The organism is Halovenus amylolytica (assembly GCA_004015825.1).
Classification (GTDB): domain Archaea; phylum Halobacteriota; class Halobacteria; order Halobacteriales; family Haloarculaceae; genus Halovenus; species Halovenus amylolytica.
The window spans coordinates 45,043-67,243 of sequence record SAYS01000019.1 but is presented as its reverse complement, the minus strand read 5'-3'; the positions used below and the strand labels follow the sequence as shown (position 1 = coordinate 67,243).

At 61.0% G+C, this 22,201-nt stretch carries 24 protein-coding genes; 11 read left to right on the top strand and 13 right to left on the bottom strand.

Going from position 1 to position 22,201, the window contains the following annotated elements; genetic code table 11:
• Positions 1-92 precede the first annotated feature (92 nt).
• Positions 93-722 carry a histidine phosphatase family protein gene (locus EOW68_RS14930; protein WP_431358960.1) on the bottom strand — a complete coding sequence of 210 codons (630 nt, stop codon included), beginning with the start codon at positions 720-722 and terminating at the stop codon, positions 93-95.
• An 85-nt stretch (positions 723-807) separates the two neighbouring features.
• On the opposite strand from EOW68_RS14930, the gene EOW68_RS14925 reads away from it, so the two are divergent.
• From EOW68_RS14925 to ptsP, 3 genes are all read left to right on the top strand, one after another.
• Complete coding sequence (locus EOW68_RS14925; RefSeq protein ID WP_128225962.1) at positions 808-1,059, top strand: DUF8001 family protein; 252 nt, start codon at positions 808-810, stop codon at positions 1,057-1,059.
• Positions 1,060-1,125: 66 nt separating this feature from the next.
• Positions 1,126-1,512, top strand: a complete 387-nt coding sequence (locus EOW68_RS14920; protein ID WP_128225961.1) for a helix-turn-helix domain-containing protein — start codon at positions 1,126-1,128, stop codon at positions 1,510-1,512.
• Between the two features lie 81 nt (positions 1,513-1,593).
• Positions 1,594-3,300, top strand: a complete 1,707-nt coding sequence (ptsP, locus tag EOW68_RS14915; protein WP_128225960.1) for a phosphoenolpyruvate--protein phosphotransferase — start codon at positions 1,594-1,596, stop codon at positions 3,298-3,300.
• On the opposite strand, the gene EOW68_RS14910 is transcribed toward ptsP, so the two are convergent.
• The 4 genes from EOW68_RS14910 to EOW68_RS14895 form a co-directional block, all read right to left on the bottom strand.
• Positions 3,297-3,650, bottom strand: a complete 354-nt coding sequence (locus EOW68_RS14910) for a VOC family protein (RefSeq protein WP_128225959.1) — start codon at positions 3,648-3,650, stop codon at positions 3,297-3,299. The two genes, ptsP and EOW68_RS14910, sit on opposite strands and share 4 nt — an antisense overlap.
• A gap of 4 nt (positions 3,651-3,654) precedes the next feature.
• A complete protein-coding gene (locus tag EOW68_RS14905; RefSeq protein ID WP_128225958.1) occupies positions 3,655-3,960 on the bottom strand; it encodes a DUF5779 family protein in 306 nt (101 codons plus the stop codon).
• A 46-nt stretch (positions 3,961-4,006) separates the two neighbouring features.
• Complete coding sequence (locus tag EOW68_RS14900) at positions 4,007-5,353, bottom strand: alkaline phosphatase family protein (protein ID WP_128225957.1); 1,347 nt, start codon at positions 5,351-5,353, stop codon at positions 4,007-4,009.
• 383 nt (positions 5,354-5,736) lie between these two features.
• A complete protein-coding gene (locus tag EOW68_RS14895; protein ID WP_128225956.1) occupies positions 5,737-6,270 on the bottom strand; it encodes an inorganic diphosphatase in 534 nt (177 codons plus the stop codon).
• A gap of 210 nt (positions 6,271-6,480) precedes the next feature.
• Here EOW68_RS14895 and EOW68_RS14890 point away from each other — a divergent pair, with 210 nt between their 5' ends.
• On the top strand, positions 6,481-6,840 hold the full coding sequence (locus tag EOW68_RS14890; protein WP_128225955.1) for a PadR family transcriptional regulator: 360 nt from the start codon (positions 6,481-6,483) through the stop codon (positions 6,838-6,840).
• Here the strand turns inward: EOW68_RS14890 and EOW68_RS14885 are convergent.
• Both EOW68_RS14885 and rnhA read right to left on the bottom strand, forming a co-directional pair.
• Positions 6,821-7,441 (bottom strand): DUF7108 family protein, encoded by a 621-nt coding sequence (locus EOW68_RS14885; protein WP_431358959.1) that lies wholly within the window; start codon positions 7,439-7,441, stop codon positions 6,821-6,823. The genes EOW68_RS14890 and EOW68_RS14885 overlap by 20 nt on opposite strands.
• Positions 7,434-8,027, bottom strand: coding sequence for a ribonuclease HI (gene rnhA / locus EOW68_RS14880; protein ID WP_128225954.1), 594 nt, complete (start codon positions 8,025-8,027; stop codon positions 7,434-7,436). The genes EOW68_RS14885 and rnhA overlap by 8 nt, the downstream gene beginning before the upstream one ends.
• A gap of 176 nt (positions 8,028-8,203) precedes the next feature.
• Between rnhA and EOW68_RS14875 the strand changes: the two genes are divergently transcribed.
• Positions 8,204-9,172, top strand: coding sequence for a transcription initiation factor IIB (locus tag EOW68_RS14875; protein WP_128225953.1), 969 nt, complete (start codon positions 8,204-8,206; stop codon positions 9,170-9,172).
• A 168-nt stretch (positions 9,173-9,340) separates the two neighbouring features.
• A complete protein-coding gene (nreA, locus tag EOW68_RS14870; protein WP_128225952.1) occupies positions 9,341-10,597 on the top strand; it encodes a DNA repair protein NreA in 1,257 nt (418 codons plus the stop codon).
• A gap of 12 nt (positions 10,598-10,609) precedes the next feature.
• Here the strand turns inward: nreA and EOW68_RS14865 are convergent, their stop codons facing one another.
• Positions 10,610-11,683 (bottom strand): hypothetical protein, encoded by a 1,074-nt coding sequence (locus EOW68_RS14865; protein WP_128225951.1) that lies wholly within the window; start codon positions 11,681-11,683, stop codon positions 10,610-10,612.
• A 121-nt stretch (positions 11,684-11,804) separates the two neighbouring features.
• Between EOW68_RS14865 and EOW68_RS14860 the strand changes: the two genes are divergently transcribed.
• The 4 genes from EOW68_RS14860 (at position 11,805) to EOW68_RS14845 (ending at position 15,154) form a co-directional block, all read left to right on the top strand.
• Entirely contained in the window at positions 11,805-13,184 is a 1,380-nt protein-coding gene (locus EOW68_RS14860) for a geranylgeranyl reductase family protein (RefSeq protein ID WP_128225950.1), read from the top strand.
• 45 nt (positions 13,185-13,229) lie between these two features.
• Positions 13,230-14,045 carry an aldo/keto reductase gene (locus tag EOW68_RS14855; protein WP_431358958.1) on the top strand — a complete coding sequence of 272 codons (816 nt, stop codon included), beginning with the start codon at positions 13,230-13,232 and terminating at the stop codon, positions 14,043-14,045.
• Positions 14,046-14,170: 125 nt separating this feature from the next.
• Positions 14,171-14,911: a hypothetical protein gene (locus EOW68_RS14850; protein WP_128225949.1), complete on the top strand. Its 741-nt coding sequence runs from the start codon at positions 14,171-14,173 to the stop codon at positions 14,909-14,911.
• Positions 14,912-14,956: 45 nt separating this feature from the next.
• Positions 14,957-15,154, top strand: coding sequence for a DUF7333 family protein (locus EOW68_RS14845; RefSeq protein ID WP_128225948.1), 198 nt, complete (start codon positions 14,957-14,959; stop codon positions 15,152-15,154).
• Here EOW68_RS14845 and EOW68_RS14840 read toward each other — a convergent pair.
• The 3 genes from EOW68_RS14840 to EOW68_RS14830 form a co-directional block, all read right to left on the bottom strand.
• Positions 15,120-15,917 (bottom strand): acyl-CoA synthetase family protein, encoded by a 798-nt coding sequence (locus EOW68_RS14840; protein WP_128225947.1) that lies wholly within the window; start codon positions 15,915-15,917, stop codon positions 15,120-15,122. The two genes, EOW68_RS14845 and EOW68_RS14840, sit on opposite strands and share 35 nt — an antisense overlap.
• 2 nt (positions 15,918-15,919) lie before the next feature.
• On the bottom strand, positions 15,920-17,071 hold the full coding sequence (dnaJ, locus tag EOW68_RS14835) for a molecular chaperone DnaJ (RefSeq protein WP_128225946.1): 1,152 nt from the start codon (positions 17,069-17,071) through the stop codon (positions 15,920-15,922).
• Between the two features lie 406 nt (positions 17,072-17,477).
• A complete protein-coding gene (locus EOW68_RS14830; protein WP_128225945.1) occupies positions 17,478-17,912 on the bottom strand; it encodes a Rieske (2Fe-2S) protein in 435 nt (144 codons plus the stop codon).
• Positions 17,913-18,019: 107 nt separating this feature from the next.
• Between EOW68_RS14830 and EOW68_RS14825 the strand changes: the two genes are divergently transcribed.
• Positions 18,020-19,756, top strand: a complete 1,737-nt coding sequence (locus tag EOW68_RS14825) for a Rieske (2Fe-2S) protein (protein WP_128225944.1) — start codon at positions 18,020-18,022, stop codon at positions 19,754-19,756.
• A gap of 54 nt (positions 19,757-19,810) precedes the next feature.
• Here EOW68_RS14825 and EOW68_RS14820 read toward each other — a convergent pair whose 3' ends face one another.
• Both EOW68_RS14820 and EOW68_RS14815 read right to left on the bottom strand, forming a co-directional pair.
• Positions 19,811-20,260 (bottom strand): DoxX family protein, encoded by a 450-nt coding sequence (locus EOW68_RS14820; RefSeq protein WP_431358957.1) that lies wholly within the window; start codon positions 20,258-20,260, stop codon positions 19,811-19,813.
• Between the two features lie 155 nt (positions 20,261-20,415).
• Complete coding sequence (locus tag EOW68_RS14815) at positions 20,416-22,176, bottom strand: amidase (RefSeq protein WP_431358956.1); 1,761 nt, start codon at positions 22,174-22,176, stop codon at positions 20,416-20,418.
• Positions 22,177-22,201: the final 25 nt, after the last annotated feature.

The following is a 22,201-nucleotide window of genomic DNA, read 5'->3' as shown; positions in this document are numbered from 1 at the left end:
GACGGCCGATGGCCGTCGGCGCTCTGGTAACGCAAACTGTGAGTTAGACGCTGTGACACGCCGAGATCTGTGACTCGATCACAATAATCACTTTACGAATCGGACGGATTGTCGAACGGCTGCACGTTCTCTCGGAGAATGTCGTTTTTTGCTGGGCGGACAGCAGTCACAGAGCAGTTCGAAATGTGATGTTCCTCGACAGCAGTAATCAGATCCTGCCCTTTGAGCGCCGCCAGAACGACCGTGATCGGACCGCCGTGTGTGACGACGACGACCGTCTCGCTGTCGGCGTCGTCACAGAGCTGTGACCAGCCAGTCTGAATGCGGTCGTACAGTTCCCCGAACGCTTCGCCGCCCTCGGGAGTTTCTTCGAGGGCAACCGCACCGTTTTCGATCGCGAACGAGGGGAACCGGGCGTGGAGGTCTTCGCGGGTAAATCCCTGGTAGATACCCATGTGGCGTTCGCGCCACGAGCGGTCGAAGACGGGAGTAGCATCGACGCCACCCTGACGGATCTGGGCGGTCGTCTCGCGGGTCCGGGAGAGATCCGACGAGACGAGTCGGTCGATGTCGTACTCGGCAGCCAGCACCTGTCCGAGCCGAGATGCCTGTTGTCGGCCGCGGTCCGTGAGCCGTGTCGGTGCCCAGCCCTGTATCCGGCCGGCGCGGTTCCAGGGGGTCTCGCCGTGGCGGACGAGCAAGATCGTGGTCTCCGCAGTCACACCCGTACCGTGGTCGGCAACAAAGTTTACTCCACCGGCTCCGGGAAGCGGGCCACTGAAATAGGACGTCACACAAAAGGAGAGTATGACTGACCCGCTCGTGATTTCGGCTGGAGAGATGCAGATAAACGAACTCATCGAGGCGATCAACGAGGGTCGCCGCGTCGTCGTCCGAACCGAGTTCCTCGGTTCGGAGCACGAGGTTACGCTCCGCCACGACGGGGAGACGTACTACTGCGATACACCGGCCCGCCTGCACAAACACAGCTCCGAAGCGGAGATGCGGGAGTGTCTTCGCCAGCAGGGGTACGCCAGCACCGATAGCGCGGAGAACTGATCGGGCGCTCCAGGATCCGAACGGCAATATGCGGGTCTTTATTCGGGATGGGGTTCTATGGCGTGTATGGTCGACGCTGATCCCTCACCCGCGCAGTTTCGCGAACTCATGCTGGGCGAGGAGCCGGAACTCGAAGAGGTTCTTGTCTGCGTGTTCAATATCCAGCGCCACGAGGCCCGGACCTACGAGGCACTCCTGACCCAGCCAAACAGCACTGTCGCCGAGCTCGCCGGCGAGCTGGACCGCGACAGGAGCAACGTCAACCGCTCGCTGTCGACGCTCCGGGAGAAGGAGCTGGCGACACGCGAACGACGGCTCCTCGACGGTGGCGGTCACATCTACCAGTATGCCCCCACACCGCTGCCCGAGGCCCGGGAGTTGATGCACGACACACTCGATGCCTGGACCGAGTACGTCCACGGCCGGATCGACGAGTTCGGACAGGATGAATAACAGCCGCGACAGCGCCGGATTTCTTTCGTTCGAGTGGTAAATAACTGCTTTACTCGCTCGCCTCCTACACCGATGTAGACGATGTCATCTGACCAGCCATCGGCACACTTCGAGGGGACGGGGGCAACACCGCTCGCCGGCGTCGGCACTGTTCGCTGGTACGAGCCCGGCAGGGATCTCTCACTCGGGGAGCCACCCGCGGAGTCGGAGACGGACACAGCGACCGAAATGGAGCGATTCGAGACCGCCCGCGAGCAGGCCCGGACGGAACTGGAAACCGAACGTGAGCGCACTGCCGAGGCCATCGGCGAAGAGGAGGCCGCAGTGTTCGACGCGCACAAACAGTTCGTCGACGACCCACAGATTGTCGAGAGCGTCGAAGAAGCGATCGACGGTGGGCTTCCGGCGGAGTACGCCGTCGGGGAAGCCTTCGAGGATCCGATCGCCCAGTTCGAGGGGATGGACGGCCGGATGAGCGAGCGGGCCGACGACCTCAGGGATGTCAGAGACCGACTGCTCCGCCTGCTGACGAGCGGTGAGCGAGTCGATCTCGCCGAACTGCCGGCGGGAACGATCCTGCTCGCCGAACGCCTGACGCCGAGCGAGACGGCACAGCTCGACCCCGACCGCGTCGCCGGATTCGCGACGGTTGTCGGCGGTCGGACCTCCCATGCAGCGATCTTCGCACGCTCACTCGGCATCCCGGCAGTCGTCGGCGTCGGCGACGCACTCGAAACGATCGAGGAGGGCGCGACAGTACTCGTCGACGGCGAAGCTGGGACTGTGACCGTCGATCCGACGGACGCTCAGCGCGAACAGGCAGCGACGAGTCGTGACGTCGAGATCCGAGAACAGCCAGTGGCAACGGCGGACGGCAAAGAAATCGAGGTGGCAGCGAACGTCGGCACACTCGCCGAAGTGGAGGCCGCTGTCCAGCAGGGGGCAGACGGAGTCGGGCTCTTCCGGACCGAGTATCTCTTCCTCGAACGGGACTCGCCGCCGACAGAAGACGAGCAGTTCGAGACCTACCGCGATGCACTCGCGGCGTTTCCCGACGGTCGCGTGGTCGTTCGTACGCTGGATATCGGCGGCGACAAGCAGGTGCCTTACCTCGATCTGCCCGAGGAGGAGAACCCATTTCTCGGGGAGCGGGGAATCCGGCGCTCGCTGGGTCCCGACAGCGACCTCTTCGAGAGCCAACTCCGGGCCTTGCTCCGGGCCGGCGCTGCCGAGGACGGGCGGCTGTCGGTGATGTTCCCGATGGTCGCGACGGTGCCGGAACTGGAGGCCGCTCTCGAAATGGTCGAGTCGGTCGCCGCGGAGCTCGAACGCGAGGGTATCGAGTACGAACTGCCGGAGCTCGGGGTGATGATAGAGACACCGAGTGCAGTCTTTCTCGCCGAAGCGTTCGCCGAGCGGGTCGACTTCCTCTCTATCGGGACCAACGATCTCACCCAGTACGTGATGGCGGCAGACCGGGAGAACGAACGCGTCGCGACGCTGCACGAACCGACCGAGCCAGCAGTGCTCCGGGCGATCGCCCGAACTGTCGAGGCGGGCCACGCCGGTAACGCCTGGGTCGGGATGTGTGGAGAGATGGCCGGCAACCCGGCGTACACCGAGTTACTGGTCGGGCTTGGACTCGACGAGTTCAGCATGAGCGCGGTCACGATTCCAGCAGTCAAAGAGCAGATTACTGCGATCGAAACGGACGACGCCGAAGCGCTCGCAGATCGAATACTGGAAGAAACGACTGTCGACGCGGTACGTGAGCACCTCGAAAACTAGACTGGCGGCGTCGAGTGCAGGAACGTCTGGATCTCGACGGTGCGACCGTCCGGATCCGTCGCGAAGAACTGGTAGATATCGAACGCCTCGTTTTCGTGGGGCTCGTCTGCTGCCACGTCTTCGAGCTCCTCGAACAGCGTGTCCACAGCGTCGCGGTCGTCGACGACGACGGTGACGATACCCTCGGTTTCGGTCGTGTCGCCGTCGCAGAACCCAAGCAGGAGATTGTCTCGTTCGAGGATCGTACACCCCCCGTCCTGTTCGAGCCACTCCTCGAAGTCGAGTCGCTCGGTGTAGAATGCACAGACATCCGTTCGGCTGTCGGTCCGGAAGAAGACGATCCCAGCCATGCAGCTACTCCAGCCGGTCGGTGTCGATCCGAACCCCTGGCGGCGTGACGATGAGAAAGCCTCGGAAATGCATGAGATTCCCGCCGGCTTGGCTCACGTCGCGAGCGAAACCCGAGCCGAGTTCGTTCAGATCACCCTCGACGTTGAGGACGAGCACGGCACCGGAGTCGACCAGATCGACCCACTCTTCTGGGGGTGTAGTTCCATCGAGCACGCCGAGCACGACTTCGTTGCTCCCGCCGGAGCCCTCACCGGGATCGGACAGCTGGTCCTCGACCGACTGGAGATCGAGGCCGTCGAAGTTACCCATGCTCTAGCTCTCTGGCGGAATCGGCAAAAATCTGCTGGGTGTATCGTTATTTCACGAGATTCGCACCGTCGAAGGAGCCGCGGTCGTAGTCGACGTCGAGCAAGGAGAGAATCGTCGGCGCGACGTCGTACAGATCCGCGTCCGTAACCCGTGCATCGGGATCGTCGATATATAGACAGGCGTTGTCGAAGCTGTGCATCCCGTTGCGTGGCCCCTTGCCGAAGACGTCCCCATCGTGGCCGAAGCCGGCCTTGAGATCGAAGCCGTGGTTCGGAATGACGACCAGATCCGGCGCGATATCCTCGTGGTCGCCACGGAAGGCGTTCTCCTTGGTCTCGACTCGCTCTGCGACCGGTTCTCCGTCGGGCCCGGTGAGCGATTCGAGTTCCTCCTTGAGTTCGGCCCGGACCTCGTCGTATTCCTCCTGTGGGACGGAGCCACGTGGCTCTCGACCTTCGAGGTTGAGGTAGAACCGGCCTGGGATAAGTGAGTACGCACGCGTGTCGTCAGAGATATCACCGAGTTCGTCCGGTTCGTCACTGTCGTAGGACAGCCAGCCCTCGTTTTCCAGCCACTGGTTGAAGTGAACCTCGTATTCGAGGGTGGTAAAGCCGTGATCCGAGGCAACCATCAGCGTGACGTCGTCGTCGAGTTGCTGTCGGATCTGGCCGATGTAGTCGTCGAGTTTCCGGTAGAAATCCATGAACTCTTCTTTGTACTCGCCGTCTTTCTCGTAGTCCTCGAACAGGAAGTGGTTCACGCGATCTGTCGTCATGAAGACGCCGAAGAACAGATCCCAGTCGTCCTCGTCGAGGTAGTGTGAGAAGGCCTCGAACCGTTTGTCGATCGTCTCGTGGGCGTCCTCGACGAAGTTGGATTTGTCGTCGTCGTGTCCGAGTTTCGCGTTGACGTCGATCTTGTAGTCGATCCCCTGGAGATACTCACGGATCTCGTCGGGGTACGCCGCCTTGTCGACACCCGGCGAGAGAAAGCCCGAGACCATCCGCTGGATCTCCCGGTCCGGTGGGAAGGTCACGGGGACGTTCATCACCGTCGCCTCGCGGCCGGCGTCGTCGACGCGCGACCAGAGGCGTTTGGCCTGGACATCCTGTCCCATCGGGACGTAGGTGTCGTAGGAGCCAATTTCCCGGTCCTGAAAGCCGTAGACACCGGTCTGTCCAGGATTGACACCCGTCGTCAGTGCCGGCCAGCAGGCACTCGATTCTGGCGGAACGATACTATCGATCGCGTTTGCACTCCCCTCACTGGCGAGTGCGTTGAAGTTCTCGAACTCGTCGGGGTGGTCAGCCAACAGGCTATACGGCACACCGTCGATACCAATGAAGGCAACCCGTGGGCCGCCGTCACCGCGAATCCGATCGAACAGACCCATACCTTCGTTACTCATGTGGGCCACAAGAAGCTTCTTCTTGTGGATGGGGGAAGGTAGCCGCTGTAGACGGTGTCAGAAGAATCGGTAATATCTGTCACTCCGAGTCGTCGGCTGTCTCCTCGGACTCCGACCCAGCCGCAGCCGGCTCGAAGTTCTCCGGAACGATCGTCGTGTGGTCGACACCCAGTGGCTGGTTGCTTGCTGCCATCACGGTTATTGATACGGAAGGAACACTGAAATAATTACCCATGCTCATAACTAATCGGCAACAGTTGCCGACATGAGCGAGAGACATATCCGGTTTGTGCTGGTCGATTCGTCCGACAGAAGTCGCTGTCAGAGCGGTGTGGACACACGTCCACAAAAAGCGGAGAAGCGGAGCGTTAGCCGAACTGCTCTTCGTACAGTTCCTGTGCGTGTTCGATTGCGTCCATCGCTTCCTGTTTGCCGACCCAGCCGAGCGTCTCGGTCTGTTTGCCTTCTTCGAGGTTCTTGTAGGTCTCGAAGAACTCGCTGATCTCGGCTTTGGTCTGGTCGGTGAGATCGTCGACGTCCTCGATGTGATCGTAGCGTGGATCCTCGATCGGGACGGCGATGACCTTGTCGTCTTGCTCGCCGTCGTCGTCCATCTTCATCATCGCGACGGGTCGTGCTTCGATCACACAGCCCGGGAACGTCTGATCCTCGACCAGCACCATGACGTCGAATGGATCGCCATCGTCGTAGTACGACTGCGGAAGGAATCCGTAATCAGAGGGGTAGTGGACGTTGGAGTGAAGGACACGATCCAACTGTACACCTGGGATCTCCTTGTTGTACTCGTATTTGTTTCGCTCACCTTTGAGACACTCCACGACCGCGTAGATCTCTTCCGGCGGATTTGGTCCCGTTTCGATATCTTCCCAGAGATTTACCATCGTTATCGGATATGATTTTTCGGCCAAAAACTACTTTCGGTATACCTCGTAACCTCGGCGTAGGCACAGTCCGATTCGATACGCTCCCGCTGTACGAGTGTATCTGGTGAGACAGATACATCTCTACCCCGCCACTGTCTTGCGGTTTCCTAATATCAAAAATGGATATGTTTGGCAAGGGTTAAGTACATAGATGACATTCATCCAAGTATGTCAGAGGCACAAGCAGTTCCTGACACACCCGGTATCGCACGAGAACTAACCGCGTTCCAGCAGAATATCCTCACCATTCTGGCAGAGGAGCCCCGCTACGGTCTTGCGATCAAGCGGGAGCTGGAGACGTACTACGACTCCGAAGTAAACCACGGTCGACTCTACCCCAACCTCGACGAACTCGTCGAGATGGGTCTCGTCGAGAAAAGTGAGCTTGATAAACGGACGAACCAGTACTCGCTGACTGAAGACGGCTACCAGGCTGTCCTCGACCAGCTCGACTGGACGTTCGACAAGATCGTGACCGACGGCGACCGCGCCGGCGACCTCGAAGAGCTCATCGCTCGCGCCCGGTAACGCGCCGCGCACGCTCGACGGTCAGTCGAACCGACTCCTCGACGACCGCTTTCTGGTCGTCAGAGGGCCACACATTCCGTTTATAATACTCCGTCAGAAACTCCGTTAGCTCGTCGTCCGTCGCGTCCTCGATGGGTTTGGCGTAGTGGTTGGAGAGAAACGTCGCGAGTTCCCGCGCATTCGCCCCGTGGTCCGGGCCGTGTTCGGCAGCGATCTCCTCGGCGATCGCATCGTTGTGCTCGCCGACGACCTCCCAGTCGGCCGGATCGGCAGGCCCCTCCAGCGGCCGCTCGATTCCGCGGTCGATATCCGCGATGCGCTCCGGGCGGACAGTGCCGTCTTCGACCCACTCCGCCGGGTACAGGACGAGTACTGCACGCTCGTCGTCACGGATGCGAGCGGTAAAGTCCTGTTCCGCGAGTAGCTCGTCGCGGGCCTGCCGGTAGGCCGCCGCCTCATTTTCGTCGACGGCCCGCCGTGCTCGCCGGGTGAGTGTCTCTGCCTCCTCTATGATGTCGGCCGGAAGCTCCGCGTCGTCTGCATCGGTCGTCTCCTCCTGGTCGGCATCTTCCGCAGTCGGGGAATCGTGCTCGTTAGCCATCCTCGAACGCCTCGTTTGCCAGTTTATCAGCGCGCTCGTTTATGTCACGCGGTACGTGCGACAGTGACCACTCCTCGAACCGGTCGAGCAGTTCGCGAACCCGAACACGGTACTCACGCAGTTCGGGGTTGTTCGTGTCGTACTCGCCACGCACCTGTTTGACGATGAGTTCGGAATCGCCGCGCACGTCCACCTCGTCGAAGCCGTACTCGTCGGCGATTTCCAGTGCGCGGACGAGTGCCTCGTACTCGGCACGGTTGTTCGTGGTTTTCCCGATCCGGTCGTTACCCTCGGTGACGATCCCGTCGCTGGTGACGATGATCCAGCCGATCGCGGCCGGACCTGGGTTACCGCGCGCGGCACCGTCGAAGTAGACGTGTGCCCGGCCGTTCTCGGAGCCAAGCAATGCCTCCAGCTTCCCGGTATCACCCCCCTGGACGACGACTTTGTCGTCGTAAGCGACGGCCGTTGCTCCACCGTATTCGGCCCGCCAGCGTTCGTGTTCGGTGTTTCCTTCGATGATCTCGACGCCCGCCTCCGCGAGGTGGGCGCGAGCCTGGTCGACGTCGCAGTTCAGTACCGGCATTCACCGAGTACTCACCGGCGAGTGACTGATACAGTTTCGGATACACCCGATAATATACGCCGATAAATGATTAAAAATAGAGCTCCGTCTCCCGGTTTTCCGATCCTGTCGAGACAGCGGCCACAAAATTCTTACCAAGGGTTTAAGTTTGTCGATCCTACTACTATAAAAATGCGATGACACGGTCTAGCCGCCAGCGGGAGCGCGAGCGCGAGTCTACAACTAATCAAGAGACCGAGGAGGAGGGGATCCGGGAGTGTTCGGAGTGCGGCTCGGAGAACCTGATCAAAAGCTCGGACCGGGGAGAGCTCATCTGTGACGACTGTGGTCTCGTCGTCGAGGAGGGGAACATCGATCCAGGGCCCGAGTGGCGTGCGTTCAACCACCAGGAACGCCAGGAGAAGTCACGCGTCGGGGCGCCGACGACGCAGACGATGCACGACAAGGGGTTGACGACGACGATCGACTGGAAGGATAAAGACGCCTACGGTCGGTCGATCTCGTCGAAGAAGCGAAGCCAGATGCATCGGCTGCGCAAGTGGCAGGAACGGATCAGAACCAAGGACGCAGGCGAACGGAACCTGCAGTTTGCCCTCTCCGAGATCGATCGGATGGCATCCGCGCTCGGGGTGCCACGCTCGGTGCGCGAGGTCGCGTCGGTGATCTACCGCCGTGCGCTCAAGGAGGATCTGATCCGGGGACGATCCATCGAGGGTGTCGCGACGAGTGCGCTGTATGCCGCCTGCCGGAAGGAGGGCATCCCGCGCAGTCTCGAAGAAATTTCCGACGTCTCCCGCGTCGAACGAAAGGAGATCGGTCGGACCTACCGCTATATCTCGCAGGAACTCGGCCTGGAGATGGAGCCGGTCGATCCGAAAAAGTACGTACCACGGTTCTGTTCGGAACTCGAACTTTCAGAGGAGGTACAAACAAAAGCAAACGAAATTATCGAAACCACGGCCGAGAAGGGGCTTCTTTCGGGCAAATCACCGACAGGGTACGCTGCGGCTGCGATCTACGCTGCCTCGCTTCTGTGTAACGAGAAAAAAACACAGCGCGAGGTCGCGGACGTGGCCCAGGTCACCGAGGTGACGATCCGGAACCGGTACCAGGAACAGATCGAAGCGATGGGCATCCACAGCTAGGGGCTCCCAGCGGTTTTTGTACGATGACGGGACCAGCCCTGGCTATGCGCTGACCAACGTCCCGACACAGTCCGCGGGAGTGCGACACACTGTGTCGGGCGGCGGCTGTGTCGCCTGTTCGCCCTACGACAGTCAGATTCATGCCCGGCTGTCCCCTACCTCCGGCAGATGCGACTCGACGAGTTCATCGAGGATTTCGAACGCGACGAGGCCGCGAAGCGCCGCCGGCTCGCCCGCGAGAAATCCTACGAGATCACGGATCATCTGGACGACGTCGAGCAACAGTTCGAGCAGGTCGTCCAGGGTGATGCACTGTTTGGCTCGACCGCCCCGGAGATCTTCGTCGGTCGCTCGAACTATCCGGATATTTCGACGGGCGTCCTCTCACCGATGGACCGCGAGGCCGATGCCGACACGTTCGCCACCAGTGGCAACTGGTACCAGCAGGGACTCGACATCGACGACGTCCTCCAGCGCCGGACCGGACTCCTGAACTCGACGCGCTCGACGCAGGTCAACGTCGAGGACGTCTGGGATGGGTTCGTGGGGGTGCAACGAGAGATAGCCATCGCCAACGACCCAGTCGACGTGGAACTCGGACTGGATGGTCGCCCCGAGATCGATCTCTCCCTGGACGATATCTCCACGCCGACGGGACCGCGAGCGCGTGCGACGGATGCGACACTCACCGAGAACCCCTCCGTACCCCGAGCGGTCGAGAAGACACTCGAAGACGACGACTGGCAGGCCGAAGGCGCGATGAACTACCTCTACCGCCGCGGGTTCGACGTCTACGACATCAACACGATTCTCTCCGCGGGTGCGCTCGGCCAGGGGCGGAACCGCCGGCTCGTCCCGACGCGCTGGTCGATCACCGCCGTCGACGACACTGTCGGGAAGTTCCTGCGGGGCCAGATCCGGAACGCGTCGAGCATCGACGAGGTGCAGGTCTGGTACAACGAGTACATGGCGAACGACTACTGGATCGTCCTCGCACCCGGCAACTGGGAGTTCGAGCTGGTCGAACTCAAAGCACCGGGGAGCATCTGGAACCCCGACCCCGAGGGACAGTACTACATGGCCGCCGACAACGAATCCTACGAAGGGCGATCCGCATACGTTGACGAGACGTCGGGTGCGTACTACGCCTCCCGGCTCGGCGTGCTAGAGCATCTCGAATCGATCGACCGGCAGGCGACCTGTCTTGTCATTCGCCACGCCAGCGACGCCTACTGGGCACCCGTCGGCGTCTGGCAGATCCGGGAGGGGATACGCCACGCCTTCGCGGAAAGCGAGCCAGCGATCGCAGAGAGTTTTCACGAGGCGATCACCGAGCTTGCGCCGCGACTGCCCGTCTCACTCGAAGACTTGCGACGCAAATCCAAACTCGTCGCAGGCGTGCAGTCACAGCTGACTGATTTCTAGCGCTGCGACGAGCTAGGTTTTCGGCCGTCTGGTCGGCAGTTTTCCCGGATCGCCGTCACGGTAGATGTACTCGGTCGCGATCCCGGTCAGTGTCGAATCGGCAACCGTCGCCTCCGTACTGGCGCGGTCGAGATACGACTCGCTGATCTCGACGACCGACGATTTCGCTTCTGTGCCCGACGCTGCGAGCAGATACTCGGCGGTGACCGGTGTCAGCTGCCCGTCTCGCAGATCCGACTCGTAGTCGTCGAGGTCGTCGAGCCAGAGCTGTGCGCCGATGATCGCGAGGACGATCGACCGCTTGAACGCGTCGGGAATCTCGAAGCCCGTCTCGCGGTACATCTCGATCATCGCATCGTAGATGACACCGACACGGTCGTACTGGGTTTTGAGGTAGGGCAGTTCGAGTTCGTCCTCGGTAAACACCTCGGGCTGGGCCTCGAAGTCGGCGTATTTGTAGGTGCGTTCGATCTCGTCGAGGGCATCCGCGTCGCCATCCTCTGCCCGACTCATCAGCGTTCGGAACTGTTCGTCTTCGTCCTGGTGGGCTTCGGAGATGTCGACAGCCCAGTCGTAGACCTCGCGAACCTCCGCCGAGTACCGGCTGAACTGCTCCTCGACGCGGGCCTGGAGCAGTTCCTGTGCAAGCTCGGCGATGCGTGCCCGGTCGTCGGCTGTGGTCTCGAAGTCGACGACGAAATCGTCGTACTCCGCGTCGTTGATCGCATCGCGCATATCGCCATCGATCAGCGCCTCGACGGCGAGTCGGGTAACTTCCTCGGCTTCGTAGTGTGCCGGCTCGTCGAGTATACGGTAGAGGTAGCCAAGCGTCAGCTTCGCCGGCATGACGAGTTTCGTATCGTACTGGAAAGAGACGTAGCCGTAGCCAAACTCCGCGGCGATTGCCTCCTCGATCTCGCCGAATGCCTCGCGGATCATCTCCTCGACTGCGTCGTCGGCCCGGAGTTTCAGACGGAGACTCCCCGCATCGAACACACCGGTGTCGGCGTAGTAGCCGAAGACGGCCCGGACCGATGTCGGGAGCGGCTCCGTGTCGGCGATCAGCCCAGCAGCTCGTTTGCGCATCGTTGTCTCTGCTGGCTGGTGGTCCGTTGCAGTCTTTATCCTGTCGGTCCCGAATCGACGCGAAACCGCCGGAAGTGGAGATGTGAGGTTTTTTATGAGATACGGCCCAAAAACCTCCGTAATGACAACGGACACCCGCGATATCGTCGTCGTCGGGGGCGGAACAGCCGGCTGTTTCGCCGCCGCGACGGCAGCGCAGGACGGCCTCGACGTCGCCATCCTCGAACGGAAAAGCGAGGACGAGGGAGGCCATATCGCCTGCGGCGATGCGATCAAAGGAAAGAGTACGTTCCCCGACGTGATCGACCGCGATTATCTCCGTGAAGAGTCGTTCACGAACGAAAACATCCAGCGTGCACACTTCATCAATCCGAAAGGTGACAACTACGATATCCCCTTCGTCGATGACTCCGGTTCGGTGATCGACCGGAAACGGTACGGTGAGGTGTTGCTCGAAGAGGCCGTCCGCGTCGGCGCCGATATTCATTACAACACGGTCGTCACGGACGTCGAACAGAACGGGCGCGTGACCGGCGTCACGGCCAAACACAAGGGCGACACGGTGGCATACGAGGCCGATGTCGTGATCGATGCCGCCGGCGCGCTATCGATTCTCCAGGACAAGGTCGATTTCGCTGGAACGAACTACGATACGAACGTCGATTACTCGCAGTTCTGTTCTGCCTATCGTGAGGTGATCGAGACCGAACAGCCCGTGGACTACGACGACGCTATCGTCTTCAAGCCGACCAAAGAGCTCGGCTATCTCTGGTATTTCCCGCGAACGGATCGCGAGATCAACGCCGGCCTCGGCTTCCAGATGAACAAACCCCCGATGCCGCTGGTCGACGTGCTGAAACGCGATCTGGAAAACCAGCCCGAGTTCGAAAACGCCGAGGTGAAAGACAAACTCGGTGCGGCACTGCCGACGCGGCGACCCTACGACTCCGCTGTCGCACCCGGGTTCATGTCCGTCGGCGACGCGGCCGGCCACGTCAACCCGACCACCGGCGGCGGGATCCCCGGAGCGGCCAAGGCGGGCCACTGGGCGGCCCAGGTTGCGGCCGACGCGATCGCAGATGGCAACCTCGGCGAATCCGCGCTGTGGGAGTACAACCGGCGTGTCCAGACGGACTTCGGGAAACGGTTCGCGGCGATGGATCTGTACAACATCTTCGGTTCGGCCCACGAAGTCGGCGAGTTGACCGATATCGTCACCGCGCTGCCCGGCGAGATGTTGATCGATCTGATGGGGACGAAAGGTGAAACCTCGCTTGGCTGGATCGAGAAAATCAAGACGGGAATCGTCACGGCGATCGAAACGCGCGGGCACTGGGGAACACTGCACGAGGGTTACAAGGTGAGCAACCTCGCCTCGGAGCTCAAATCGGTCTACGACGAGTATCCGTCGACGCCCTCGGAGTTCGAGGGCTGGCAGGACAGACGCGATGGAGTCATGGAGAAAGTCTACGAGACGACAGGGGCGGAGCCCAAATATTAGAATCGCTTCCAAACGCCTATCTGACTCCCGACCCGATACCGTAGTATGTCAGCACCGACAGCGGACGGCATGCCGATGCTAGGACTCGGAACGTGGCAAAACGACAGTCACGATCAGTGTCGCGAGAGTGTGAAAACAGCTCTGGAGATGGGCTACCGCCACATCGACACGGCACAGGCGTACGGAAACGAGGCTGCTGTCGGAGAGGGAATCGAGGCATCCTCGGTCGACCGCGAGGATATCTTCCTCGCCACGAAGGTCTGGATCAGTAATCTCTCACGCGAGGGCGTACTCAGTTCGACCGAAGAGAGTCTGGAGAAACTCAAAACCGACTACGTGGATCTGCTCTACGTCCACTGGCCAGCCAGGGAGTACGACCCTGAACAGACGCTGCCGGCGTTCGACGAACTGTACGAGGACGGTACCATCGACCGGATCGGGGTCTCGAATTTCGAGCCCGAACACATCGACGAGGCACGGGAAATCCTCGACTCGCCGCTGTTTGCCAACCAGGTCGAACTGCACCCACTGCTCCAGCAGCGGGAGCTACGGGAGTACGCCGCCGAGAACGATATCGAACTCGTCGCCTACTCGCCGCTGGCCCGGACGGATATTTTCTCGGACCCCACGCTGGGACAGATCGCCGAGCAGCGAGACAGGAGTGAGGCGCAGGTCACACTCGCCTGGCTGCGCGAAAAGGGCGTGACAGCGATCCCGAAAGCGACCAGCGAGGCACACATCAGGGACAACTGGGGAAGTCTCGATCTCGAACTCGACGAGGAAGAGATCGAGCTGATCGACAGTATCGAACGGCGAACCCGACAGGTCCATCCCGATTTCGCACCGGCCGGCTGGGAGTAGTTTCACCAGCTGATGGACACTTACTGTCGCGTCTGACCCCGGTGTCTCTCCTCGCCGTATCAGAAATAAAAACCAGCTGCCGACGAGTACGAAAACATATATTTGGGGACGTCAAAAGACGGGGCATGGCTGTCGGGAATAAAGGGCTCACTGATGCGATTAGATACGATCTTCGTCTGCTGCACGAGACATGGATGGGCCTGTTCTATCCACGCCAGCGGAATGCCGAAGACACCGTTCTCGGGAAGTACCGACCGGATGGGACGGCGAAGCTGTTCGCCTACCGTGCGTTATCAGCGTTCGGAATTCTCATCGTCGGGATCCTGTACCCGCTGCTTCTGACCGGTTATTTCGTCCGGTTCCAGGCGCGAAAACTGAACGTGACCGCAGCACGCCTCGGACTGATCGGCGTGATCGCTGTCTTCGTCATGCTCTGGGGCGGGCTGGTTGCACTGATCTGGTTTGGTTTCTCGGATACGTTTACGACCGTCGAGATCATCGCCATCGCCGCGGCAGGCGGTGTCGCTGTGGTCTCCTCGGCGCTGTCGTACGCGTTCTGGCGCATCGGCGGCCGGGGCACGACGGTGTTGCTCGCCTATCCGTTCGCGATGACAGCGCTGTTTCTCCCGCCGATCGTCGCGGCGCTGTTGCATCCGGCGCTCGAGGACATCATCATCGCACGGAGCGACGAGATGGCGCGATGGATGTTCCAGAACGGCCCCGACGCACTGACCGAGCCGCTCGACCGGTTCGACCGTCAGGAGAGTCACCACGTGATCATCTGGTTTGCCATCTCGTTCCCGGTCGGCTGGGTCCTCGGCTCGCTCGTGACACTCGCCGATCTGATCCGGCCGAAAGGGGAGTAATCGGAGTTCTGAAGTTTTTTACTCAGAGAGTCCTGACGAGAGGATATGGCAAACCTGAACCTGCCGGTGTCGGTCGGTATCGTACTCGCGATCGTCGCTGCCGGAACTGGAGGACTGATCGCCGCTGGATTTATGGCAGTAGAGACGACGCTGATGATGGTGCTCCCGTCGATGCTCGTCTTCTCGGCGATCGTCTTCCTGATTGGCGTCAAGCACGGCGAGTATCGCGCAAGCGCTCCGTAACTGTCCGAACCTGCATCGTATTTTCCTGCTGATTCTCCGTCTCGGAAGTCACAACCAGATCGCCTGCTCGTGTCCCGTCGTCGCCGGCTATCGACAGGGTTGCGCCGACCGAAAGCGGTGTGAGAACGCCGGCGACGAGTGCACCAGGTTCGGTCAGCGGGGCGTCCAGGACCACACGATCGTTTGATCCAAGATCGTACTCCCCGGCGATTGCTGTCGCGACGTCGAGCAGATTGTCGTGACTGTAGGTCCCATCGGGAGAGCGGAGTGCGGGATCGTCGGCCGCGACGGACTCGGGCGGTTCTGTCGGATTCTCGCTCCACATCTCCGTCTCGAAATGGCTGATGGCGGCATCTTCTGGGGGGCCACCGTACGCGATGATCGAACAGCTCGGTGCTGTCTCGTAACGGTCGACCCAGGCTGCCGGGCAGACGAGCGCCCGCGAGTCGACCGGTTCGACGGGCTGGAGTCTCACTGTCGCACCGACGAGTGTCGCCCCGAGGATCGCAAAGATCGGATCGGCCGAATCGAACCGGCCGACCGAGTCGTCTGCACCACTGGTACCCCCGTCCTGTTCTTTCGGGCCAGCGACGACAGTCACCTCCGCGCCCGGATGGACGCCGTAATGGCCGAACAGATTGCCGGATTTCCAGACGTTCGGCGCGAAATCACTGTAGGTGTACGGCGTTTTCCGGCCCGGGATCTGGATAACTGGGCCGCCGAACTCACGGGAGTCGGCGACGAGCGTTTTCAGGGTCGCCATGGTCAGAAGCTGTTCCGTAGTTTGTCGAAAAAGCCCTGATCGACGTCGATATCCTCACCGCCGGCCTCGGCGAAGGCTTCGAGGGCCTCGCGTTGCTCCTCGTTGAGTGATTCCGGTGTGACGACCTCGACCTGAACGTAGAGATCGCCCTGTCCACGGCGCTGTGGCCGGGGCATCCCTTTACCCTTGAGTCGGAACCGCTCGCCGCTCTGTGTGCCAGCCGGAACCTCGAACTCGACGGGGCCGTCGAAAGTCTCGATTTCGATCTCGTCGCCGAAGACCGCTTGCGGGAACGAGATCGGTTCGTGTTTCTGCAGGTCGGAGCCGTCGCGTTCGAACTCCGGGTGGTCCTCGACGTTGATCTCGACGAGTAGATCACCGTTGCGTGCGCCCTGTTCTCCCGGTGCGCCCTCGCCGCGCATCCGGAGCGTTTGCCCGCTCTGGATCCCAGCGGGGATCTCCACGACGAGTGTCGCATCCTCGCGTACGACACCGTCACCCCGACAGGTCGGACAGGATTCCTCGTAGATCGTCCCCTCGCCCGCACAGCGCCGACAGGTCGCCCGCTGTTGCATCCGCCCGAAGGCAGTCTCCTGTACGCGGGTCGTCTGCCCGCGGCCGTTACACTCCGGACAGGTCTGGGAGTCGGTGCCTGGTGGGTGACCACGGCCGTTACAGTCGCTGCACTCTTCCGGGCGGGTGATATTGATCTCTTTTTCGGTGCCGTGGTAGGCCGTCTCCATATCGATCGTGAGCTGTGTTTTCAGATCCTGGCCTTTCTGCGGTCGGTTACGGGATCGACCGCCACCGCCGAAGAACTGGTCGAAGATATCGCCCATGCCGCCGAAGCCACCACCGCCACCCCCGAAGGGGTCGCCACCCGGGCCGCCGGGGCCGCGTCCGCCGTTTTCGGTCGCACCGCGTTTCTCGGCCTCGATGAACTGCTCGTGGCCCATCTGGTCGTACATCTGGCGCTGTTCCTCGTCTGTCAGCACCTCCTTCGCTTTCTTCGCCTTCTTGAATTTCTCCTCGGCGTCGGGATCGTCGCTGACGTCGGGGTGATACTCGCGAACGGCCTCGCGGTAGGCCTTCTGAATCTCCTCCTCGTCGGCATCCCGCGACACGCCCAGTATATCGTAGAAATCCTCGGTCATCAGTTAAAATCGTATATGCCATTAAGATACTAAAGATAACCGGGTTGGAGCTAGAAGTGTGTTTTTGAGCAGGTGACAAGGTTGTTTTTGTGAACAGCAAGAAAGCCCCGACGCTCTGAACTCGGGGGACCCACGCTGCGCTCCTCACTCCCTCCGGTCGTTCCGGTGCTTGCGAGGTCCACCGTCGTCCAGAGCGTCGCCCCTTTCAGTCCCACCCGCATCGGCTGTCTAATCAAGCTACGCGGGTGGGACTGAAAGGGGCCGTCCGCTTGATCCGTCCCGGACGAAGCAAGCACCTACTGGAGCGCAGCGAGGCCCGGGCGGTCAAGCGGGCGGGGGCTTTCTTGGTGTTCTAAATCCAGTTTGCATCCAGCGCCACGACCAACTCAATCAAAAACACCAGTTCTCAGAACTGCAGATGCGAGGTCGACTGCGGGCCGTCGTCGTCATCGTCGTCGTCGGCCGGCCCATCGCGGAGATAGGTCATATCCTCGTCGATCAGATACACCTGCCCATCTTCGATTTCGAGATCCACCGACAACAGCGTCGAGTCGGCTGCCTCGCCGTTGTCACAGTAGCCCGAACAGGCGTCGAAAATAGAGCCGTGTTTCGGGCAGACGACACCGCCGTCGCGCATGACCGCACCGATATCCTCGCGATACAGTCGCTGGTTCTCGTGCGTACAGCGGTTCACCCACGCCTCGACGGGTGGCTTCGCCTCCGATTCGCACGGGACGAGCAGTACCTCCGTATCCTCACCGCGACCGTTGCGTGCGGTGAACAGCCACGAACCGTCCTGTTGAACGGTCTCGACACTCGTCAGCCGGTACCGAGTTGTCATACCCTCGCTTGGACCGCGAACAATTTAGTATCCGTCAAAGAAATCATATTTGTTACAAAAATTGGTGTCAGGAAATCTTTACAGAGCAGTCACACGTCTGGGTAGCCATGTCCGCCGACAACTACACGCGAGTGACAGAGCTGGACACGCTGCGGACGGACGGTCGGGAGGTCGTTTCCGCAGGGGGAAAGTCAGTCGTTCTCTTTCACCACGAGGGAGAGGTGTACGCCGTCGACAACCGGTGCCCACACATGGGCTTTCCACTCTCGGAGGGGACCGTCGACGACGGAATTTTGACCTGTCACTGGCACCACGCACGGTTCGAACTGGCCTGTGGCGATACGTTCGACATCTTCGCCGACGACGTGCAGACGTATCCGACAGAGATCTGCGACGGCGAGGTCTGGCTCGACCCCGATCCAGAGCCCGACGTCCCACCGGAGACGTACTGGCGCAACCGCCTGATCGACGGGATGAGCGAGAACCTCTCGCTCGTGATGGCGAAAGCGGTCATCAACCTCGACGACCTCGGCGAGGGGTTCGAGACACCACTCGAAACGGCCGTCGAGTTCGGCATCAACTATCGGGCGGATGGCTGGGGACGAGGGTTGACAACGCTCGGGACGATGGCGAACCTCTACGAGTGGGTCGACCATCCCGAGAAGCGGAGAGCGATGTACGTCGGAACGCAGGAAGTCGCAGCCAACTGTGCCGGCGAACCACCACGGTTCGAGCAGTACGCGCTGGACAACGAGCGTCTGGACAAGGAGCGACTCAAAGAGTGGTTCCGGGACAACTGCGAGGTCCGCGACGAAGATGGGGCAGAGCGGACGATCCGCACGGCTGCCGCAGTGCTCCCACCAGAACAGATCGTCGAGGTTCTGGTCGCCGCCGCCACCGATCACCTCTACCTCAATGGAAGCCATACCCTCGATTTCATCAACAAGGCCTGCGAGACACTCGATCATATCGGCTGGGGCCGCGCGCCGGAGGTGTTCGGCGCGATAGTGCCACAGCTGACTGGAGCCCGTCGTGCCGAAGAGCAACAGGCCTGGCGCAAACCCATCGACGTCGCTGAGTTCGTTTTCGACGCCCACGACGCCCTCTCGGAGCTGGTGGCTGCCGGCGAGGATCGAAACTGGGACCGCCCAGACGACTTCGTCGATCGACTGCTCGATGACGACCCCGAAGCGATCATCGACGCGCTCCGGACAGCGATCAGGGAGGGTGCGACCGCCGAACAGCTCACCGATGCCGTCGCGGACGCGGCGACCCGGCGAGTGGCCCAGTTTGCGACCAGCAACGAGTTCTCGGACTGGGATACGGTTCATCACACGTTCAGCTACGCCAACGCGGCCCACGAACTCGCCCACCGGACCGACGCCATCGAGACCTACCGACCTGCGTTCGACGGCGCGATGGCCGTCTATCTCGACCGGTTTCTCAACCAGCCGGCCGCACCGCTGCCCGACCCCGACGGAACCGACCGGACTCCAGAACAGCTCCGGACGGCCTTGCTCGAAACGTTCGACGAGCAGGGGCGGGTCAACGACGCTGGCCGACTCGTCGCCGAGCATTTCGCTGCGGACGGCGACCCCGAAGCGTTGATCGCGACACTTGGAGAAGGCCTACTCCGGGAAGATCCACAGTTCCACACACTCCAGAATCTCGAAGCTGCTGTCCGCCGATACGACCGCGCGACGACAGCCGCTGGTCAGGAACTGGCGCTCGTCGCCACAGCTCGGTACATGGCAGCCCACTATCCGACACGACGCGAGGGCGAGCAGACCTTCGATATCGCCCGCCGACTCCACCGTGGCGAGAGTCTGCACGAGGAGAGCTGAGACTCTGCTGTCGAGTGCCGGAACGGTAACGAAAAAACAGCGGGATACGTCGGGTTAGAAGAAACCGACGCCAGCCGAGTAGGGCCAGTCGACGGCAGCGAGCGCGAGGAAGGCGAGCGAGACACCGAACAGCGCGGTGTTTTTCAGGAAGTTCGTCATCTCGGATTGCTGCTGGTCTTCGGGGGCGTTCCAGAAGTCGTGCATCTTCGGCGTCGTCACGAGCAGGAAGACAGCGAGGGCGCCGGCCGCGATGGCTGGCAGGACACCCGCAGCAACGCCGAGACCACCGAAGACCAGCATTCCACCAGTGAAGGCGACGGCAAGCTGCGGCGCGGGAATGCCTTTCATCTCCGCGTAGCCGGCCATTCCATCGAGGTCGAGGAAGTGATTCAGCCCAGTAAATGCCAGCACGCCACCGAAGAGAATGCGTGCGATCAGGAACAGTTCTCCCGTGAGTGGTTCGTCGAACACCATTGGGACCGCTTCGATCGGAAGTATCGTCATGCAAGCAACTGTAGTATCCGAACTATATTATATTTAATCTGACATTGGCACAATCAGATAACCCCGGTGTTACTCGAACGGAGCGCATCTACTGACGGGTCGTTTTCCGAACACGGAATGCATTCAAAACTGCACCAATTTTTGATCGCTGTCAGCTACTGTTCACAGCCACCCAGTTCTGCGACGGACTCGTTTTTGTGCTGACTTTCGTTCCACTGCTCGATTTCCGCCTGTGACCACTCGACATCTGATTCGACGGAGCCGTATCCATCAGGCATCTGTCGGGCCTGTGAGTTCTGTTCGTAGGCGTACGCGATCTCGAAGAGTTTGGCTTCTTCGTACTCACGGGTCATGAACTCGATGCCGACCGGCATCTCCGTCTCGGCAGTAAACCCGGCAGGAACCGTCATCGACGGGAACTCGAGTGCAGGTGACAGCTGGGCGTTAGAGCCCCAGGGCTCATCACTATCGATGTGTGGCGGCGTCTGGGTGAGAGCGGGATAGACGACCGCGTCGAGGTCGTTATCGACGAAGGTGCTGTGGACGAACTCCTGAAGATCGTCACGCCGGCTCAGCGTCTGGAGGTAGCTAAGATTCTCGTCGACCGCGTCCTCGTCGACTTCCTCCCGCTCGCGCAGGCTACAGATCGCCGGTGAAAATTCGCCAGATTCGGCAATCTCTTCGAGATCTTCCGGCGCGTCGCCTTCCAGCCCCTCTAGATAGGAGTCGATATCCCGGTTGAACTCGTCACCGGACGCGACGTTTGCACTGTAGACGAAGTCCCACGACGGTGCTTCGACCGGATCGACGACCGTCGCACCGGCAGCCTCGATCTCTTCGAGTGCGTGATCGAAAACGTCTGCAACTGCCTCGGCGTCCTCGATGATCGCAGAATCTTCTTCGTCATCACTGGGGCCGACATAGTCTCGGTAGACACCGATCCGCCGGGATTCCAGCCCGTCGTATCGGAGATAATCGGTGTACCGTTTCCCCTCTGCGTGCGGTGTTCGTCCGACGCTCGTGCTCGTCTCCGGATCAGCCGGATCGTATCCAGCCATGACATCCGTAAACCGCGCGGCATCGGCGACCGTGCGGGCCATCGGGCCGGCGGTGTCCTCGGTCAGCGACAGCGGAACGATCCCGTCCCGACTGATGAGTCCTGTCGTAGGTCGGAGGCCGACGAGTGAACACGCCGCCGACGGAACGCGAACGGAGCCACCGGTGTCGGTGCCAGTCCCCATCATTCCGAGATTCGCCGCAATCGTGGCGCCGGTTCCACCACTCGAACCACCCGCGTGTCTCTCGGTGTCGTACGGATTTTTCACCGTCCCGCCGAAGGAACTGATACTATCATAGCTGAAAGCGAACTCGCTGAGGTTGGCTTTGGCGAGAATAACCGCCCCCGCGTCCCGCATCTTCGAGACGATCGTCGCATCGTCCGGCGGCGTCGAGTGATCCAGCGAAACCGATCCCGCCGTCGTCGGGATATCTGCCGTGTCGTTGTTGTCTTTCAGAATGAGTGGAATTCCGTGGAGTGGGCCTGCTAGCTCACCAGATTCGAGCGCCTCGTCCAGTTCGTCTGCCCGCTCCAGGGCCGAGGGGTTGATCCGGATAATCGCATCTAACTCCTCCTCGTAGCTCTCGATCCGGTCGAGATACCCTTCGACCACATCCCGGACGGTCAGTTGCCCAGTCCGGTATTTCCGGTGAACGTCCCCTACTGTCGGCTCGAACGGATCGAATGGCGGTGCCGACTGGGCGGCGTTGTCCGATTGACTCCCGAAGAGGGGTTGCCCGGACCCGAGACTGGCGGCTCCGAGCAGTCCGACAGACCCCAGAAACCCTCGACGTTCCATGGACACTTCTTCAGTATTTTCGAGTTCTTCACCAGATTCACCATCTTGGATCCATTTCATTACATGCTCGTGTGACATTAGATGA

Excerpts from the sequence above, each read along its gene's own strand:
- EOW68_RS14925 (WP_128225962.1), top strand. The coding sequence starts at position 808 with ATGACTGACCCGCTCGTGATTTCGGCTGGAGAGATGCAGATAAACGAA.
- EOW68_RS14920 (WP_128225961.1), top strand. The coding sequence starts at position 1,126 with ATGGTCGACGCTGATCCCTCACCCGCGCAGTTTCGCGAACTCATGCTG.
- ptsP (WP_128225960.1), top strand. The coding sequence starts at position 1,594 with ATGTCATCTGACCAGCCATCGGCACACTTCGAGGGGACGGGGGCAACA.
- EOW68_RS14910 (WP_128225959.1), bottom strand. The coding sequence starts at position 3,650 with ATGGCTGGGATCGTCTTCTTCCGGACCGACAGCCGAACGGATGTCTGT.
- EOW68_RS14905 (WP_128225958.1), bottom strand. The coding sequence starts at position 3,960 with ATGGGTAACTTCGACGGCCTCGATCTCCAGTCGGTCGAGGACCAGCTG.
- EOW68_RS14900 (WP_128225957.1), bottom strand. The coding sequence starts at position 5,353 with ATGGGTCTGTTCGATCGGATTCGCGGTGACGGCGGCCCACGGGTTGCC.
- EOW68_RS14895 (WP_128225956.1), bottom strand. The coding sequence starts at position 6,270 with ATGGTAAATCTCTGGGAAGATATCGAAACGGGACCAAATCCGCCGGAA.
- EOW68_RS14890 (WP_128225955.1), top strand. The coding sequence starts at position 6,481 with ATGTCAGAGGCACAAGCAGTTCCTGACACACCCGGTATCGCACGAGAA.
- EOW68_RS14885 (WP_431358959.1), bottom strand. The coding sequence starts at position 7,441 with ATGGCTAACGAGCACGATTCCCCGACTGCGGAAGATGCCGACCAGGAG.
- rnhA (WP_128225954.1), bottom strand. The coding sequence starts at position 8,027 with ATGCCGGTACTGAACTGCGACGTCGACCAGGCTCGCGCCCACCTCGCG.
- EOW68_RS14875 (WP_128225953.1), top strand. The coding sequence starts at position 8,204 with ATGACACGGTCTAGCCGCCAGCGGGAGCGCGAGCGCGAGTCTACAACT.
- nreA (WP_128225952.1), top strand. The coding sequence starts at position 9,341 with ATGCGACTCGACGAGTTCATCGAGGATTTCGAACGCGACGAGGCCGCG.
- EOW68_RS14865 (WP_128225951.1), bottom strand. The coding sequence starts at position 11,683 with ATGCGCAAACGAGCTGCTGGGCTGATCGCCGACACGGAGCCGCTCCCG.
- EOW68_RS14860 (WP_128225950.1), top strand. The coding sequence starts at position 11,805 with ATGACAACGGACACCCGCGATATCGTCGTCGTCGGGGGCGGAACAGCC.
- EOW68_RS14855 (WP_431358958.1), top strand. The coding sequence starts at position 13,230 with ATGTCAGCACCGACAGCGGACGGCATGCCGATGCTAGGACTCGGAACG.
- EOW68_RS14850 (WP_128225949.1), top strand. The coding sequence starts at position 14,171 with ATGGCTGTCGGGAATAAAGGGCTCACTGATGCGATTAGATACGATCTT.
- EOW68_RS14845 (WP_128225948.1), top strand. The coding sequence starts at position 14,957 with ATGGCAAACCTGAACCTGCCGGTGTCGGTCGGTATCGTACTCGCGATC.
- EOW68_RS14840 (WP_128225947.1), bottom strand. The coding sequence starts at position 15,917 with ATGGCGACCCTGAAAACGCTCGTCGCCGACTCCCGTGAGTTCGGCGGC.
- dnaJ (WP_128225946.1), bottom strand. The coding sequence starts at position 17,071 with ATGACCGAGGATTTCTACGATATACTGGGCGTGTCGCGGGATGCCGAC.
- EOW68_RS14830 (WP_128225945.1), bottom strand. The coding sequence starts at position 17,912 with ATGACAACTCGGTACCGGCTGACGAGTGTCGAGACCGTTCAACAGGAC.
- EOW68_RS14825 (WP_128225944.1), top strand. The coding sequence starts at position 18,020 with ATGTCCGCCGACAACTACACGCGAGTGACAGAGCTGGACACGCTGCGG.
- EOW68_RS14820 (WP_431358957.1), bottom strand. The coding sequence starts at position 20,260 with ATGACGATACTTCCGATCGAAGCGGTCCCAATGGTGTTCGACGAACCA.
- EOW68_RS14815 (WP_431358956.1), bottom strand. The coding sequence starts at position 22,176 with ATGAAATGGATCCAAGATGGTGAATCTGGTGAAGAACTCGAAAATACT.